The sequence below is a fragment of the Methylovulum psychrotolerans genome (assembly GCF_002923755.1).
Taxonomy (GTDB): Bacteria; Pseudomonadota; Gammaproteobacteria; order Methylococcales; family Methylomonadaceae; genus Methylovulum; species Methylovulum psychrotolerans.
In genome coordinates, this window is the sequence record NZ_PGFZ01000001.1 from 428,544 (window position 1) to 443,929 (window position 15,386).

14 protein-coding genes are annotated in these 15,386 nt (G+C 51.4%); 5 read left to right on the forward strand and 9 right to left on the reverse strand.

Going from position 1 to position 15,386, the window contains the following annotated elements:
• Positions 1 to 9: 9 nt before the first annotated feature.
• The 3 genes from rsfS to AADEFJLK_RS02045 are packed head-to-tail and all read right to left on the reverse strand — an operon-like array spanning position 10 to position 2,281.
• Positions 10 to 363: a ribosome silencing factor gene (gene rsfS / locus AADEFJLK_RS02035; protein ID WP_088619361.1), complete on the reverse strand. Its 354-nt coding sequence runs from the start codon at positions 361 to 363 to the stop codon at positions 10 to 12.
• A 35-nt stretch (positions 364 to 398) separates the two neighbouring features.
• Complete coding sequence (gene nadD / locus AADEFJLK_RS02040) at positions 399 to 1,025, reverse strand: nicotinate-nucleotide adenylyltransferase (protein ID WP_088619362.1); 627 nt, start codon at positions 1,023 to 1,025, stop codon at positions 399 to 401.
• On the reverse strand, positions 1,025 to 2,281 hold the full coding sequence (locus tag AADEFJLK_RS02045) for a glutamate-5-semialdehyde dehydrogenase (RefSeq protein ID WP_103973126.1): 1,257 nt from the start codon (positions 2,279 to 2,281) through the stop codon (positions 1,025 to 1,027). Before AADEFJLK_RS02045 ends, nadD begins: the two co-directional genes overlap by 1 nt.
• Before the next feature lie 728 nt (positions 2,282 to 3,009).
• Here AADEFJLK_RS02045 and AADEFJLK_RS02050 point away from each other — a divergent pair.
• From AADEFJLK_RS02050 to bchE, 4 genes are all read left to right on the forward strand, one after another.
• Complete coding sequence (locus AADEFJLK_RS02050; RefSeq protein WP_103973127.1) at positions 3,010 to 3,792, forward strand: DUF5765 domain-containing protein; 783 nt, start codon at positions 3,010 to 3,012, stop codon at positions 3,790 to 3,792.
• 126 nt (positions 3,793 to 3,918) lie between these two features.
• The gene (locus AADEFJLK_RS02055) at positions 3,919 to 5,463 is read left to right on the forward strand and encodes a Re/Si-specific NAD(P)(+) transhydrogenase subunit alpha (protein ID WP_103973128.1); all 1,545 of its coding nucleotides are present in this window, start codon (positions 3,919 to 3,921) and stop codon (positions 5,461 to 5,463) included.
• Between the two features lie 13 nt (positions 5,464 to 5,476).
• Entirely contained in the window at positions 5,477 to 6,907 is a 1,431-nt protein-coding gene (pntB, locus tag AADEFJLK_RS02060) for a Re/Si-specific NAD(P)(+) transhydrogenase subunit beta (RefSeq protein ID WP_103973129.1), read from the forward strand.
• A gap of 155 nt (positions 6,908 to 7,062) precedes the next feature.
• Entirely contained in the window at positions 7,063 to 8,607 is a 1,545-nt protein-coding gene (gene bchE / locus AADEFJLK_RS02065; RefSeq protein ID WP_103973130.1) for a magnesium-protoporphyrin IX monomethyl ester anaerobic oxidative cyclase, read from the forward strand.
• Position 8,608: 1 nt separating this feature from the next.
• On the opposite strand, the gene AADEFJLK_RS02070 is transcribed toward bchE, so the two are convergent.
• The 6 genes from AADEFJLK_RS02070 to AADEFJLK_RS02095 all read right to left on the reverse strand — a co-directional run bounded on the left by AADEFJLK_RS02070 (position 8,609) and on the right by AADEFJLK_RS02095 (position 14,591).
• Positions 8,609 to 9,187 (reverse strand): PqiC family protein, encoded by a 579-nt coding sequence (locus AADEFJLK_RS02070; RefSeq protein WP_103973131.1) that lies wholly within the window; start codon positions 9,185 to 9,187, stop codon positions 8,609 to 8,611.
• A 2-nt stretch (positions 9,188 to 9,189) separates the two neighbouring features.
• Complete coding sequence (locus AADEFJLK_RS02075) at positions 9,190 to 10,803, reverse strand: PqiB family protein (RefSeq protein ID WP_088619369.1); 1,614 nt, start codon at positions 10,801 to 10,803, stop codon at positions 9,190 to 9,192.
• Positions 10,800 to 11,429 (reverse strand): paraquat-inducible protein A, encoded by a 630-nt coding sequence (locus AADEFJLK_RS02080; RefSeq protein WP_088619370.1) that lies wholly within the window; start codon positions 11,427 to 11,429, stop codon positions 10,800 to 10,802. The genes AADEFJLK_RS02075 and AADEFJLK_RS02080 overlap by 4 nt, the downstream gene beginning before the upstream one ends.
• Positions 11,426 to 12,052: a paraquat-inducible protein A gene (locus tag AADEFJLK_RS02085; RefSeq protein WP_103973132.1), complete on the reverse strand. Its 627-nt coding sequence runs from the start codon at positions 12,050 to 12,052 to the stop codon at positions 11,426 to 11,428. The genes AADEFJLK_RS02080 and AADEFJLK_RS02085 overlap by 4 nt, the downstream gene beginning before the upstream one ends.
• 72 nt (positions 12,053 to 12,124) lie before the next feature.
• Positions 12,125 to 14,356: a heavy metal translocating P-type ATPase gene (locus tag AADEFJLK_RS02090; RefSeq protein WP_103973133.1), complete on the reverse strand. Its 2,232-nt coding sequence runs from the start codon at positions 14,354 to 14,356 to the stop codon at positions 12,125 to 12,127.
• A gap of 19 nt (positions 14,357 to 14,375) precedes the next feature.
• The gene (locus tag AADEFJLK_RS02095; protein ID WP_088621579.1) at positions 14,376 to 14,591 is read right to left on the reverse strand and encodes a heavy-metal-associated domain-containing protein; all 216 of its coding nucleotides are present in this window, start codon (positions 14,589 to 14,591) and stop codon (positions 14,376 to 14,378) included.
• A 169-nt stretch (positions 14,592 to 14,760) separates the two neighbouring features.
• On the opposite strand from AADEFJLK_RS02095, the gene hflD reads away from it, so the two are divergent.
• Positions 14,761 to 15,384, forward strand: a complete 624-nt coding sequence (gene hflD, locus AADEFJLK_RS02100) for a high frequency lysogenization protein HflD (RefSeq protein WP_088619373.1) — start codon at positions 14,761 to 14,763, stop codon at positions 15,382 to 15,384.
• Positions 15,385 to 15,386: the final 2 nt, after the last annotated feature.

The window sequence follows — 15,386 nt, forward strand, 5'->3', positions numbered from 1 at the left end:
CGTTTATCGTTAACCAGCCACGAAAGCCCTTTCTCTAGGCGCGTCGACCGACCATAATTTTTCCAATTGGTAAAACTCACGGGTTTGGGCGGTCATGGCGTGGACAATCACATCACCCAAATCCAATAAAATCCAATCGGAACCCAAATCACCTTCCATACCCAGCGGCGTTAAGCCCTGTTCTTTCACGGTCGAGGCGACATGCTCGCACATGGATTTTAAGTGGCGGTCGGAGGTGCCGGTCACTAATACCATATAATCGGTAAAACTGGTCTTTTCTTTGACATCTATCGTCGTGATGTGTTGACCTTTGCGGTCATCCAAAACGGTTTGGACGATTTTCAATAATTCTTCTGTTTGCATTCAATTTCCTGACGTTAAAAGTGTGCGCCCGAAGCTTATTCGGGCACTTGATAAAGTTGGTGTTGCCTGATGTAGGCGATAACCGCATCAGGCAATAAAAAACTGGGGTCTTGCTGTCTGGCGATACAGTTTCTGATGGCTGTCGCAGAAATGTCCAAGGCGGTGACGGCCTGAAAAAACAGCTTTCCCGCTAAGACACCGCATAAGTCTTGGCTATTGCGCGTACAGCGACCGCGTAAGAACCCCTCTACGCGCTTGGCCGTACTGCCGGGTCTGGTCATCACGACAATATGCGCGTAATCGAACAACTGTTGCCAACGGTGCCAGCCGCCCAGATGGTTAAAGGCATCGTTGCCGATAAACAGCAGCAAAGGCTGATCGGGAAAATCGCCGCGCAACGAGGCCAATGTATCGACCATAAAGGAAGGCTGTGGGCGTTGTAACTCACGGCGGTCACAGATTAAGCCAGTATGGCCGACCAACGCCAAGTCCAGCATGTCAGCACGCCTTTCGGGGCTGACTTGCGGCGCTTGCCGGTGCGGCGGCTGGGCGTTGGGTATTAGCCGCACTTGCGCCAAACCGAATAAGTCCCTGACTTCGATGGCACAGCGCAAGTGCGCATAATGGATGGGATTAAACGTCCCGCCTAACACACCTATCATTATTGCCGGATATGCCCGTCACCTAACACGATGAACTTTAATGAGGTTAAGCCTTTTAGGCCGACAGGGCCGCGGGCGTGCAACTTGTCGGTGCTGATGCCGATTTCCGCGCCCAAGCCGTATTCAAAGCCATCGGCAAAACGGGTGGAGGCATTAACCATAACTGAGCTGGAATCGACTTCACGCAGAAAACGCCGCGCTAAGGTATAGTTTTCGGTGACGATGGCTTCGGTATGCTGCGAACTGTAGTGGCTGATATGCTCCATCGCTTGGTCTATGCCATCGACAATACGGATAGACAAAATCGGCGCGAGGTATTCGGTATGCCAGTCCTGTTCGGTGGCGCGGCTACATTCGGGGATTAGTGAGCAGGTTTTTAGGCAGCCCCGCAATTCGACCCCTTTTGCCAAAAAAATGTCCGCCAATAACGGTAACACCCGATGGGCGATGCTTTCGGCGACCAACAGGGTCTCCATCGCATTGCACACGCCATAACGGTGGGTTTTGGCATTATCGGCAATCGCCACCGCCTTAGCAATATCGGCTTGGTCGTCGATATAAACATGGCAAATGCCGTCCAAATGCTTAATGACCGGAATGGTCGCTTCTTGGCTGATACGCTCAATCAGGCTTTTGCCCCCGCGCGGCACAATAATGTCGACATAGGCGTTCATGGTGATCAGTTCGCCGACGGCGGCCCGGTCGGCGGTGGCGACAATCTGCACGGCGGTGTCGGGCAATTCTGCCGCTTGTAAGCCTTGGCTAATGCAGGCGGCAATCGCTTGGTTGGAATGCAGGGATTCGGAACCGCCGCGCAAGATGCAGGCGTTGCCGGATTTTAGGCACAACGCCGCCGCATCCACCGTCACATTCGGACGGGATTCGTAAATGATACCGATAACGCCTAAAGGCACGCGCATTTGCCCGACTTGGATGCCGCTGGGACGGTAACTTAAATCGGTGATTTCGCCGACCGGATCCGGTAGGGCGGCAACTTGCTTTAAGCCTTCGATCATCGCATCAATGGCTTTGGGCGTTAAGGCCAGCCTATCCAGCGCGGCGGCGGGCAGGCCATTGGCCAAGCCTGCCACCAAATCTTTTTGGTTTTCGCTCGCCAAGACACTGCGGCTGTGGTCAATCGCGTCGGCGATAGCCAGTAAGGCGCGGTTTTTTTGGCCTGATTCGGTGCGGCTGAGTACCCGCCCTGCGTGCTTGGCATTACTGCCCAGCGTTTGCATATAGTCTTTAATGTCCATTTTTCACCAACAGGTTGGAGGTTAACGGATGATTATAACGGCTAATGCTTAGCATTAACAGCCTCTCTATCGGTTAAGTCACTGATTTTGCATTTTTAATGTGACGAAGGCTTAAATGGCGGCAAACGGTAGAGGTTATTTACTAATGTTACGCAGTCACTTTTGCGATATTGAAAAATGTAGCGATGAGTCGCTATCGCGATGGTTTTTTTAATCGGGTTCTCGCACCCGAAGGCGAGATACTTTCTTTTGCTCCGCCAAAAGAAAGTATCCAAAGAAAAGGCGGCCCGATTGCCGCTTGATCCTGCGCTTCTCGGTTTTGTCGGGGGTCGGCAGAAGGGGCTCCTGCCCCTCTGCCGACGCGCGGCATCCTTGCCGCGCCCCTTTATGCCCTATGGGTATTCGGGCTGATCCCGACAAAACCTGCGATGCTCGGCGCGGCAAACGGGGGTAAAGCACGTTACTTCGTAACGTCAGTTATTTATCAATCCCTGTTTATTTGTAATAGAATAAAAGGGTTTTGCTGGATGCCGGACTGTTTGGCAGGCCTTAAAGACGCTAAAATGGGTAGCCGGGCTTTTCGGGTTGACACAACCGGACAAGCCTAGGGCAAAACGAATTTTATACCCGTTTAAGAAAAGGATAGTACCGTTATTGCAGCCCACACCCTTTGGAGGTTGTGTGAACTGGCGGTATGTACATAATAATAAATAAAGAGGTTAAGTTTTATGTGTTGGAGTGGAGAAGCGTCAGGCGTTTTGGCCGCCGCAGGTCTGAGTACCGCTGTCTATGTTGCTATGAAGGGCGAATCCAAAGAGTTATGGATTCCGCTGACTTATTTCGCCCTAATGGAATTGTTACAGGCATTTACCTATGTCTATATTGATTTGTGTGACAATCCGAATAATCAGATACTCACCTTATTTGGCTATCTGCACGTCGCCTTCCAGCCGTTTTTTGTCAATATGGTGGCGATGTATTTTATTCCCGAAGCGGTAAAGCTGAAAATACGCACCGCTGTGTACACAATTTGTGCCGTAGGCTCTTTGGCGATGCTGGTAAAAATGTACCCGTTCGTCTGGGCGGGGACATGCAATGTCGGCATTGAAGGCTTTTGCGGCCCGGAAGTGTGTTCTACCCACGGCGCGTGGCATATCGCCTGGCACATGCCGTTAAATGGCCTGTTATCCGATCCGATTACCTGGTTGTTTGATTTTCGATGGGGCTTACATGCCCTTACCTATATCCTTGTCGCTTTCTGTTTGCCGGTCATTTACGGCTCTTGGCGGTTCGTCGCGTTCCATTATGTGATTGGCCCTTGGATATCCGATGTCACCACCAATGACCCGAATGAGTATGCGGCGGTGTGGTGTCTGTTTTCAATCGCCTTGTGCGTATCGGTCATTAAAACGCCGATTCGGAAACATCTGCATGTAAAAAGCTGGCCGTTTTATAACAAAGCCGCCAGCGACAGCGTAGAAACAGGTGTACCATCTGTCCTCAAGCCTTAGACTGATTAAGCATCAGGCGGGTTTTTTCATTGATAAGCCGCCATTAATCTTTTATGCTCAGGGCTGAAGGTTTGACTATTTTCATAAACCTTTGGCCTTGGTTAAACATAACTCACAGGAGACTGTATGAAGATCGGTATACCTAAAGAAATTCACCGGGGCGAGAAGCGGGTCGCTACGACCCCGGAAGCCGCCGCCCAGATTATCCAGCTTGGCTTTAGCGTCATGATAGAAAGTGGGGCGGGGCTGGCCGCCAACATTTCCGATGAAGCTTATCAAGCGGCAGGTGTGGCCGTGGTTGACCAGAAAACCTTATGGCAGGATGCCGATATTGTCATGAAAGTCCGTGCCCCTGAACGCCGTCCGCGCTTAGGCATAGATGAACTGGCGGCCTTGCATGAAGGCCAGACGCTGATCAGCTTTATCTGGCCTGCCCAAAACGCCGAGTTGATGCAAACCTTAGCGGATAAAAACGCCACTGTGCTGGCAATGGACAGCGTGCCGCGCATGTCCCGCGCCCAAAAAATGGACGCGCTCAGCTCTATGGCCAATATTGCCGGCTACCGGGCGATTATCGAAGCGGCCCAGCATTTTGGCCGCTTTTTTACCGGGCAAATTACCGCAGCGGGTAAAGTCCCCCCTGCTAAGGTCTTAGTTATTGGTGCCGGGGTCGCCGGTTTGGCGGCAATCGGTACGGCGAAAAGCATGGGGGCGATTGTTAGGGCATTTGATACCCGCCCCGAAGTGAAAGAGCAAATCGAAAGCATGGATGCGGAATTTTTAATGCTCGATTTTAAGGAAGAAGGCGCGGGGGTTGGCGGTTATGCCAAAACCATGTCACCGGAATTTATCGCCGCCGAAATGGCCTTATTTGCCGAACAGGCCAAAGAAGTCGATATTATCGTCACTACGGCGTTGATCCCCGGTAAACCCGCCCCTAAACTGATTACCGCCGAGATGGTGCAATCCATGAGAGCGGGTAGCGTCATTGTCGATTTGGCGGCAGAACAGGGCGGCAACTGCGAATTGACCGAGAAAGACAAAGTGACGGTAGCCCATGATGTTACTATTATTGGCTACACCAATTTGCCCAGCCGCTTAGCCAACCAATCCAGCCAACTGTACGCCACCAATTTGCGGCACTTATTGACCGAGCTGTGCCCGGGCAAGAATGGCGTTATTAACGTCAATATGGAGGATGAGGTCATCCGGGGTGCAACCGTCATTAAAGAAGGTAAAATCACTTGGCCACCGCCCCCCCCGACTCTCTCCGTCGCGGCGGCAAAACCTGCGGCGGTAGCCGAAGCGGTTATTAAAGCCCCACCTGCTCCACCCTCTGTGCTTAAGCAACTGTTGCCGTTACTCATCGGCGGCTTGGCCTTGTTCGGTATCGGCGCGGTTGCGCCCGAATCGTTCATGACCCATTTTACGGTGTTTGTTTTGGCCTGTTTTGTCGGCTATCAAGTTATCTGGAATGTTTCGCCCTCCCTACATACGCCTTTAATGAGCGTCACCAACGCCATCAGCGGCATTATCGTCATTGGCGCGATTGTCCAAGTATCGTCACCCGCAGTCGGCTTACTGGCGGGTTTGGCAATCTTGATTGCCTCCATCAACATCGGTGGGGGCTTTTTGGTCACGCGCCGCATGTTAGACATGTTCAGAAAATAAGCGGAGAAGCGAAATGTCCCATAGTTTAGTTACAATGTCTTACATTATTGCCGCCATTCTGTTCATTCTGAGCTTAAGCGGTTTAAGCAACCAAGAAACCGCCCGACGCGGCAATTATTACGGCATGGCAGGTATGGCGATTGCCATTATCGCCACCGCCTTAAGCGGGGCGGTGAGCATTTCGGCTTATCCTATCTTAATCATTGCGATATTAATCGGCGGCACAATCGGCTCTATGTTGGCCGCTAAAGTCGCCATGACACAAATGCCTGAGCTGGTCGCCATCATGCACAGCTTAGTCGGCATGGCGGCGGTACTGGTCGGTTTCGCCAACTTTATGGACAGCGCCAGCGGCTTGGAAGGGGTTGAAAAAACCATCCATGAAATCGAAATTTATATCGGCATCCTCATTGGTGCCGTCACCTTTTCGGGTTCAGTGATCGCCTTTTGCAAGCTGAGCGAAAAAATCAGCGGCAAACCGCTGTTACTGCCTGGCCGCCACTGGTTTAACCTGCTGTTGTTGGTTGCCGTGTTCATACTCGGTGCCCAATTCCTGGGACAAACCGAAGAGGGCGGCGGCAGCTTGCCGATGCTGTTCCTTAACCATAACGGCGCGTTGCCCTTGTTGATCATGACCGTCATTGCCTTGGTTTTTGGGGTACACATGGTTATGGCGATAGGCGGGGCCGATATGCCAGTGGTCGTGTCCATGCTCAACAGCTATTCCGGCTGGGCGGCGGCGGCGACCGGCTTTATGTTAAGCAATGACTTGCTGATCGTCACTGGCGCGCTAGTCGGCAGCAGCGGGGCAATCCTGAGCTATATCATGTGCCATGCCATGAACCGTAACTTCCTCAGCGTTATCGCGGGTGGCTTTGGTACCGCCTCAGGCGGTGCAGCGGCGGTGATCGAAGGCGACGTGCAGCCGATTGATGCCGACGAAACCGCACAACTGTTGCTGGATGCCAAAAATATCATGATCATCCCCGGTTACGGCATGGCCGTCGCCCAAGCCCAGCACACCGTCTACGAAATCACCAAACTGTTGCGTGAGAAAGGCAAAAAAGTCCGCTTCGGTATCCATCCGGTCGCCGGACGTATGCCCGGCCACATGAACGTACTCTTGGCAGAAGCCAAAGTACCTTATGACATCGTGTTTGAAATGGAAGAGATTAACGACGATTTTGCCAATGTCGATGTCTCCATCGTCATCGGTGCCAACGACATCGTTAACCCCTCGGCCCTAGACGACCCAAACAGCCCGATAGCCGGAATGCCCGTATTGGAATGCTGGAAAGGCAAAACCACCATCGTCCTCAAACGCAGCATGGCCTCCGGTTATGCCGGCGTAGGCAACCCGCTGTTTGTCTTAGAAAACACCCGCATGTTGTTTGGCGATGCCAATGCGACCATGCAGGCGGTTTTGAAGGCGTTGAGGGGTTAAACCACACCTCCCTGGCGGCATAGGCCGTCAGGGTTCCTTGCCCATGCCATTGGGTGGGAGCCTTTCCCCGCTACGAAGCCCTTTATCAAAACGGTATATCTGCTAGTTATTGCTTTAGCGATAATCCTTGCGCAACACATCTAAGCGAGCAGACGATGAATAGTAACCCTTATAAAATACTGCTGGTTAACCCACCCCATACAGCGATAGGCAGCCGTATCCCCAAAGAGCAGTTGCCGCCCCTGGGTTTACTGAGTGTTGGCGGGCCACTGCTAGATGCGGGCTTTAATGTCGAATTGTTAGATGCCGAATTCGGCCCGCTGCCATTAGCGGCGATTACCGGACAGATTAAAGCCGTGCAACCGGATTTGCTGCTGATGGGGCATTCGGGTTCCACGTCAGCACATGAGACCATCATGCAGATTGCGGCCTTGGCTAAAGCCGCCCTGCCCGCCATCCAAATAATTTACGGTGGCGTGTTTCCGACTTACCATTGGCAAGATGTGCTGGACGGTAACCCGCAAATCGATTACATCGTGCGCGGCGAAGGTGAACGCACAACCGTTTTATTAGTTCAGGCATTACTGGCAAAAACCGATCTGGAAACCGTGAAAGGCATTGCCTTTAGGAAAGCGGGTAAAACTGTCGCCACGCCGCCTGCGGAAATGCTCAAAGATTTGGATGCGTTCCGTGTGGGCTGGGAGCTGATTGACCATAGCCGCTATTCGTATTGGGGCCACCGACGGGCGGTGGTAGTGCAATTTTCGCGGGGTTGCCCTTATTTATGCAGTTATTGCGGCCAGCGCGGCTTTTGGACACAATGGCGGCATCGGGATCCGGTAAAATTCGCCAAAGAACTGGCCAGACTGCATCGGGAACAGGGTGTTCAGCTGATTAACTTTGCTGATGAGTTGCCGACCGGCTCGAAAAAAGCATGGCGGACTTTTCTTGAGGCGTTGATTGCCGAAGATGTCAACTTAACGCTGGTAGGCTCGACCCGCGCGGGCGATATTGTCAGGGACGCGGACATTTTACATTTATACAAAAAAGCTGGGGTCATCCGTTTTTTGCTGGGCATTGAAGGCTATGATGCAGAAACCTTGCAAACCATCAAAAAAGGCACGACTATAACCGAGGACAAGGAGGCTATCCGCTTGCTCCGTCAGCACGGCATCATTTCTATGGCGACTTACGTTATCGGTTTCGAAGAAGAGACCGACCGCAATTATTGGCGCTCATTACAATTTTTGTTGGCCTACGATCCTGACCAAATCCAATTGGTTTATGTGACCCCGCACCGTTGGACACCCTATTTCCCCACAGTCGCCAACCGAAAAGTCATCCAGACCGATACGCGTAAATGGGATTACAAGCACCAAGTCTTAGCCACCACACAAGTGCCGGCGTGGCGGGTGTTTTTATGGGCAAAAACGATTGAACTGGTCATGCAGGCCCGTCCTAAAGCTATCTTGCGGCTTTTTTTTGGTTATGATGCAGAATTCCGCCATGCCATGCGCTGGTATACCCGCATGGGCAGACGGGTATGGTTACATGAAATTAAAGCCTTTCTGTGCCGGATTAAGCCTTTAGCAGACGGGCCAACCTTAGAGGAATTCTGGGGGACATCGCTGCATAAGCAAGAACAAGCATTGGCTAAGGGACATAAAAAAGTGGCTGCCCAAACCAATATCTCCCTTTAGCTTACAGTTTCTGCAAAGCTACCGACAATTCCGAGCAAAACTGCCCCAATACTTGGCTGAGCGCGTGTACGCTAGCCGGATACGAGGTGTCTATCAGCGCATGGCTGATTTTACTACGGCCATTATCAATAATTTTGTGGTTACTTTCATCCATAATTGCCCACGTCGCTTCAAAATTAACCGCAATGCCCGGACGGGTATCAAAGCGGGTGATGTCCACCAGCACCCGATAATTGACCGTGCCGTAAGCGCTCCATGGGTAGGGCCTAATAAAATTTTCCGGTTGTAATTGGGTCAGGTTTTGGGTCAGCACATCCAAGACATTATCTTTTAGCGGGGCGGCCCATTGATGGAATTCCGCCACGTCAATTCCGTTCATCAAAGTGCGGGTGACTATTTGTTTACGGTCTAATAAGGGCGGCAGGGTAATGGGGCCGACACCGATCAGGCGTTTTTTCATATCCTTAACGGTGGGTACGGCAGGTTGGCTAACCGCTTCCAAGACATAAAAATGCGTCGCCGGGGTCGAAGCGCACCCGGCCAGTAGCATAGCCAATAACGCTAGAGATTTTTTTATCATGATCAATCGGCCTTTTTCCCGCGAATTAAGGTGTCTGGATGTTGTTGCAAATAGTCGGCTAACTGTTTGACCGAACTAGCGGTTTGGGAAAACTCTTGCAATAGCCTATCTAATTCATAATGGGTTGTAGAGCCCGGCTCCAATGAATTTAATAACTGGTGCGCGGCAGCGATAGTCTTATCGGCATTGACCAATGTCTCTTTAACACCGGACAACGTATCTTTAGCGCCGACCAAGGTATCGGTGGCCGCTTTTGACGTCGTTTGCAAGGTCTGCATCGTTTTCGTCGTTTCTTCGGTCAATTCTTCCAAAGGCAATTTAGCGATTTTATCCATAATGGTTTGGGCAGAATGGGTAAATTGGTCTAAAGAACTGGGTATGGTCGGAAACTCAGGATAGATACTGGAATTGTTGCTGGTCAGGCTAATTTTATTTTTGGGGTGAAAATCCAAATCAATCAGCAGTTGTCCGGTTAATAAACTGCCGGTTTGCAATTGGGCGCGTAAGCCTTTTTTAACCAATTCTTCCATAATGTCTTTATGGCTGATGTCCGGCAAATTATTGACCGTCTCAATACGGTTAGGTTGCAGCTCTACAGTAACCGGAATGCGGATTTCGGCAGTTTTTTCATCCAGTTCCAGTTTGATATGGGACACTTTGCCGATAGGGATACCGCGCAACTGTACGGGCGCACCTTCGGTCAGGCCGCGCACGGAACCGTTAAAGTACATGACGTATTTTAGGGTGTCGCCGGAAAAGACTTCTTCGGACTGCTCATAATTGTCGTATAGGGTAAATTCGCTGTTCTCCGGTTGCACATCGCCGGCCTTATCATAAACAGACGTGCGGAAAGCAATGCCGCCGCTCAATAAGGAAATCAGCGGGCCCGTGCGGACTTTAAAGCCGTCGGCACTGGCGGACAAATCCACGCCGCTATCCATCCAAAAGCGGGTGTTTTTTCTGACAAACTGATCGTAAGGTTTATTGATGAACACTTTTAGCTTAATGGCATCGGCGGCAGTGGACAATTCATGACTAAGCACTTCACCGACACTGATGCCATGAAAACTGATCGGCGTCCCCGCATGTAAGGAACCCAGGTTATTGGTTTCCAAAACAAATTGCCGCCCTTCGGCATTGGTTTTCAGTAATGGCGGGGCAACTAGGCCGACAAAGTGTGTTTGGTCGCCGCCATCGCCGGGCTTCACTTCAATATAAGGCCCTGATAACAATGTACCCAAACCCGACACGCCCCCTAAGCCGACTTGCGGCCTGACCACCCAAAAACTGGTCTGTTCTTTCAGATAACGCTCCGCCTCACTGTGCATTTGGGCGCTCACTTGGATAGTTTGCAGATCGTCGCTGATGGTAATATCGGTCACTTTGCCGACTTCGACATTCAGGAATTTGATTTTGGTTTTGTCCACTTCCAAGCCGTCGGCATTAGGAAAGCTGATGGTGATTGTCGGGCCTTTGGCGGCGACCGATTTATAAATCAGCCAACCGCTGATAAGCAGGGCAATCAGCGGTAACAACCACACCAAAGGGAAACGGAGTTTTTTATCAATGACAGGCTCTTCGGCCTGATACGCATCGGGGTCAATAAAATCGTTCATAGCTTATGCTGCTTATCCCAGATCAGACGCGGGTCAAAGCTTTTTGCCGCCAGCATGGTCAACACCACCACCGCCGCAAAAGCCGTTGCCGCCGAACCTGCGATCACTTGTGAAACGCCGCCGCTTAAATCGACCACGGCAACCAGAATGGAAATCATAAAAATATCTAACATAGACCAACGCCCAACAAACACAATCAGGCGATAAATGCGCATCCATAAATGTGGCCGGGCTTGCCAACGTAGTTGGACATTGAGCAGTAATAAGCTCAGCCCGATTAATTTTAACAGCGGTACGACGATGCTGGCTATGAAAACCAGCACCGCAATAGGTGCCATGTCTTTTTCCACCAAGGCGATAATGCCACCGATAATGGTGTGCCGTTCGGTCATACCGAGTTGGGTGACGGTCATAATCGGGAAAATGTTGGCGGGGATGTACAGCACATAGCTACTGAGCAATAAGGCCCAGGTTTGTTGCAGGCTATGTGGCCTGCGGACATGCAACGGCTCCCCGCAGAGCGGGCATAAACGGGCGTGGCGGCGGTTGAGCAGTTTGCACAGATGGCCGCAAATAGGGCAACGTAGCAAATGTTGGGCTAAGGCGGTTTGCTCAGGGGTTTTCATGGGTTTTCATGGGTTTTTTTGTCTAAGTCGGCGATGCTTTGCCAAAACAAATAACTGTCTAAGCTGGTTGCTAACATGACATTGACCAGCAACAAGGCGATAAAAGCATATAGGCCAAAACCAAACTGCACATCGGCGGTGTCCGAAAGTTTAACGCAAGCGACGATAATGCCCAGCATATACACTTCCAGCATCGCCCATTCCTCCAAATGTTGCCACCAGCGCAACCAATGTGCGAGATGGGGATGCGGGCGTTTCAGGTAAAGGTGCAGGCTGACCAGAAAGGCCAAGGTAATGTTCAGCAACGGTACAAAGATGCTTGCCAGAAACACTAATAGGGCCACCAACCATAGACCTTCGGCAAATAGTCCGACCGTACCCGCCCAGAGGGTGCTTTCGTTGCTGTTGCCCATAAAACGGATGCCGATCAGCGGCAAAAGATTGGCGGGGAGCACCAAAATCAAACCGGCGACGGATAGGGCCAAAACCCGCTCAATACTTTGGGGGCGCGGCCTATGCAGTAAATAACCGCAACGCGGACAATCGACTTTTGTCCCGATGGCCGACTGCACAGGCTTTAGCACCAAATCACATTCAGGGCAGACATCTAGCGGCTTGCTCATAGGGGGGTGACGGTACATCTGATATTGGGTTTTAATAAGAGGGGCCGTGTTAGCGCACACAGCCCGTCTTGCTTACCACTTCATCCAACGTAAGCGGTTGGCATTGGTGACAACGGTCAATGACGACATGGCCATTGCCGCCCCTGCAATCATAGGATTTAACAGAATGCCGAAAACAGGATACAACAATCCGGCGGCGACGGGAATACTGAGGACATTGTAAAAAAACGCCCCCACTAAGTTTTGCCGGATGTTGGCGACGGTGGCTTTCGATAAGGCGATGGTTTCCGGCACTTTCAACAAGGAGCCTTGTAAGATCACCACATCGGCGCTTTCTATCGCGACATCGGTACCTGTACCTATCGCTAAGCCGACATCGGCCTGTGCTAAGGCGGGCGCATCGTTAATCCCATCCCCAACCATGCCGACAATTTCGCCGCGCTCTTGCAAGGCCTTAATTAAAGCCGCCTTATCCTGCGGCAACACTTGCGCATTGACTTCGGCAATGCCCGCCTGTTTGGCAATGGCATGGGCGGTGATCTGGTTATCGCCAGTCACCATAATAATGCGGATACCCAAGCTTTTCAATTGCGTGACCGCCGCTTGGGAGTCTTTTTTCAGCGCGTCGGCGACGGCGATCATGCCGACAATCTTATCATCTACCGCCAATAACATCGGGGTTTGCCCTAATGCCGACAATTTTTCCAATTTGTTATTATAGCGGGTAAATTTAACACCTTCCTTATCCATTAACGCCTTATTGCCGAACAACAGGCGTTGGCCTTCACAGATTGCGCTGACACCTAAACCTGTAATGGCGGCAAAATCGCTGACAGTTTTAAGGGGCAACTGTTTTTGTTTGGCAGCCGCTAAGATGCTTGCCGCTAAAGGATGCTCGGAAGCCGCTTCAATACTCGCCGCCAATTGCAGCACGGCGTTTGCGTCCAAGTCGGCCATCGGTTCAATCACGGCGACGGTCGGCTTACCTTCCGTCACTGTGCCGGTCTTATCGACCACCAGACAGGTCAGTTTGCCCGCCATTTGCAATGCGTCGCCGTTACGGATCAAGATGCCCGCTTGCGCCGCCCGCCCGACCGCCACCATGACCGAAATCGGTGTCGCCAAACCTAAGGCGCAAGGACAAGCAATGACCAACACCGTCATTGAGGTGACAAACGCATAGCCTAATGACGGGGCTGGCCCGAACGACCACCAGACCAGAAAAGTCAGCACAGCGATACCGATAACGACCGGCACGAAAACACCGGATATTTTATCCGCCAAACGGGCAATATCGGGTTTGCTGTTTTGCGCTTGGCGGACGCTTTTAATGATTTGCGCTAAAGCCGTGTCTCGGCCTATGTGGGTGGCGGTAAACAAAAAGCTACCGGATTGGTTAACCGTGCCGGCCACCACTTTAGAGGCGACGGCTTTTTCCACAGGTAGTGGCTCGCCCGTCAACATAGATTCGTCAACCGTCGAGTGGCCTGAGAGCAACAGCCCGTCCACGGGGATTTTCTCACCTGGCCGAACCCGTACCGTTTCGCCCAAACCGACCAGCTCTATGGCAATGTCAATTTCCGCGCCGTCCCGCAGCACTCGTGCGGTGCGCGGCTGCAAACCGATTAACTGGCGGATTGCCCCAGAGGTTTTGCCTCTAGCGCGGGTTTCCAAGGCCGTACCCAAATTAATGAAGGCTAAAATAACCACCGCCGCTTCAAAATAGGCGTACTTTGCCAGTGACGGCAACACCGCATGGTAATCAATGACCACACAGGAATACAGCCAAGCCGACCCCGTACCTAAGGCAATCAGGGTGTCCATATTGGCTTGCCCCAACTGCAAAGACTTAACCGCCCCGCTATAAAAATGCCAACCGGAATAGGCCATAATGCCTAAGCTGATTAAGGCCAGTTCCGGCCACAACCATAAGCCCGCCGGTGAGCCTATGGCGGGTAACCATTGCCAATGGTCGCCCAACATTAATAACAGCCCAAAACCGCCCGCCACCATGGCTTTGTTCAGCAACTGCCGATAACGGACAGCCTCTTGCTGCTCTTGGGCGCTCAAGTCTTCAAGCCCCTCCATCACGGCGGCATCGTAACCCGCCTGCCTGACCGCTTCAGTCAATAACCCGGCATCCGCTGAACCGCTGACCGAAGCCGAATGGTCAGCAAAATTAACGCTGACCGCCGTAACGCCAGGCACTGCCGCTAAAGCGCCTTCCACGGCACTGACACAGCCCGCACAACGCATACCCGCAATAGACAGGCGCATAGCATCGTTATGTTCTTCAGTATTCATGGGTCACCTAATGCCGGACTTAAAGGGAGACAACGGTATAACCCGCATTGGTAATGGCATCTTTAATCGCGGCAAGCGTGGTTTTTTCAGCATTAAAATCAACTTGCACTTGTTGCTCTTGGCTGGAAGCCTTAATGTAGACCACGCCATCAATATCATTCAGCTTATGGGTCACATTGGCTTCACAGCCGCCACATTTCATGCCAGTTACTTTTAATATGACCGATTCACGCATGATTTCTTTCTCCAATGATGATTTATTGTTATTTTTATGGACAATTGCCAACTGTAAGCTATAAAGTTCTTAGCATGGCCTATATTACGCCCTTTATCCGCTAAACTAAATTGAACAGCGGCGTTTATTCTTGATACGATAGCAACCCTCCCCAACCATAGCAATAACTATGCAATTACAAACCATCACCCACCAGACTATCGCGCTAGCCGGAGTCGCCCAAGCCGCCGCTTTGGTGCAGCAGCTAGCCACCACCGGAACCGCCGATGCCACCGCTATGGAGGCGAGTATAGGCAGTGTGTTAAAAATAGATACCGATACGGTGCTTGACGTTTATGGTAGCTTGGCGGGGCTTCATTTGGGGCTAGTGCAACTACAACAGCAAATGACCAACTATAAAATCGCCAATGCCGAACAGGCGCGTTATTCCGCGTCATTAGTGTTTTTGGAAAACCAATTGTCCAAACAACCCAAATCGCTCAGAATTATCACGACAGGCGTTGAAAAAGCCCAGATACAAGCCGGCCATTTCGGTTTGCTGCATGAAAATGTCATTGCCAACCTTGCCGATATTTACAGCAACACTATCAGCAAATTGCAACCCAGAATCATGGTCAACGGCGATAGCCATTATTTGACCAATACCCATACCGCCGATAAAATCCGCGCGTGCTTGTTAGCGGGCATCCGCTCCGTTATCTTATGGCGGCAATGCGGCGGTACCCGTTGGAAATTTTTGTTTTACCGGAAAAAAATCCAAGCCGAATTAGAGAAATTGTTAACTCAGGTATAAGC

Excerpts from the sequence above, each read along its gene's own strand:
- rsfS (WP_088619361.1), bottom strand. The coding sequence starts at position 363 with ATGCAAACAGAAGAATTATTGAAAATCGTCCAAACCGTTTTGGATGAC.
- nadD (WP_088619362.1), bottom strand. The coding sequence starts at position 1,025 with ATGATAGGTGTGTTAGGCGGGACGTTTAATCCCATCCATTATGCGCAC.
- AADEFJLK_RS02045 (WP_103973126.1), bottom strand. The coding sequence starts at position 2,281 with ATGGACATTAAAGACTATATGCAAACGCTGGGCAGTAATGCCAAGCAC.
- AADEFJLK_RS02050 (WP_103973127.1), top strand. The coding sequence starts at position 3,010 with ATGTGTTGGAGTGGAGAAGCGTCAGGCGTTTTGGCCGCCGCAGGTCTG.
- AADEFJLK_RS02055 (WP_103973128.1), top strand. The coding sequence starts at position 3,919 with ATGAAGATCGGTATACCTAAAGAAATTCACCGGGGCGAGAAGCGGGTC.
- pntB (WP_103973129.1), top strand. The coding sequence starts at position 5,477 with ATGTCCCATAGTTTAGTTACAATGTCTTACATTATTGCCGCCATTCTG.
- bchE (WP_103973130.1), top strand. The coding sequence starts at position 7,063 with ATGAATAGTAACCCTTATAAAATACTGCTGGTTAACCCACCCCATACA.
- AADEFJLK_RS02070 (WP_103973131.1), bottom strand. The coding sequence starts at position 9,187 with ATGATAAAAAAATCTCTAGCGTTATTGGCTATGCTACTGGCCGGGTGC.
- AADEFJLK_RS02075 (WP_088619369.1), bottom strand. The coding sequence starts at position 10,803 with ATGAACGATTTTATTGACCCCGATGCGTATCAGGCCGAAGAGCCTGTC.
- AADEFJLK_RS02080 (WP_088619370.1), bottom strand. The coding sequence starts at position 11,429 with ATGAAAACCCCTGAGCAAACCGCCTTAGCCCAACATTTGCTACGTTGC.
- AADEFJLK_RS02085 (WP_103973132.1), bottom strand. The coding sequence starts at position 12,052 with ATGAGCAAGCCGCTAGATGTCTGCCCTGAATGTGATTTGGTGCTAAAG.
- AADEFJLK_RS02090 (WP_103973133.1), bottom strand. The coding sequence starts at position 14,356 with ATGAATACTGAAGAACATAACGATGCTATGCGCCTGTCTATTGCGGGT.
- AADEFJLK_RS02095 (WP_088621579.1), bottom strand. The coding sequence starts at position 14,591 with ATGCGTGAATCGGTCATATTAAAAGTAACTGGCATGAAATGTGGCGGC.
- hflD (WP_088619373.1), top strand. The coding sequence starts at position 14,761 with ATGCAATTACAAACCATCACCCACCAGACTATCGCGCTAGCCGGAGTC.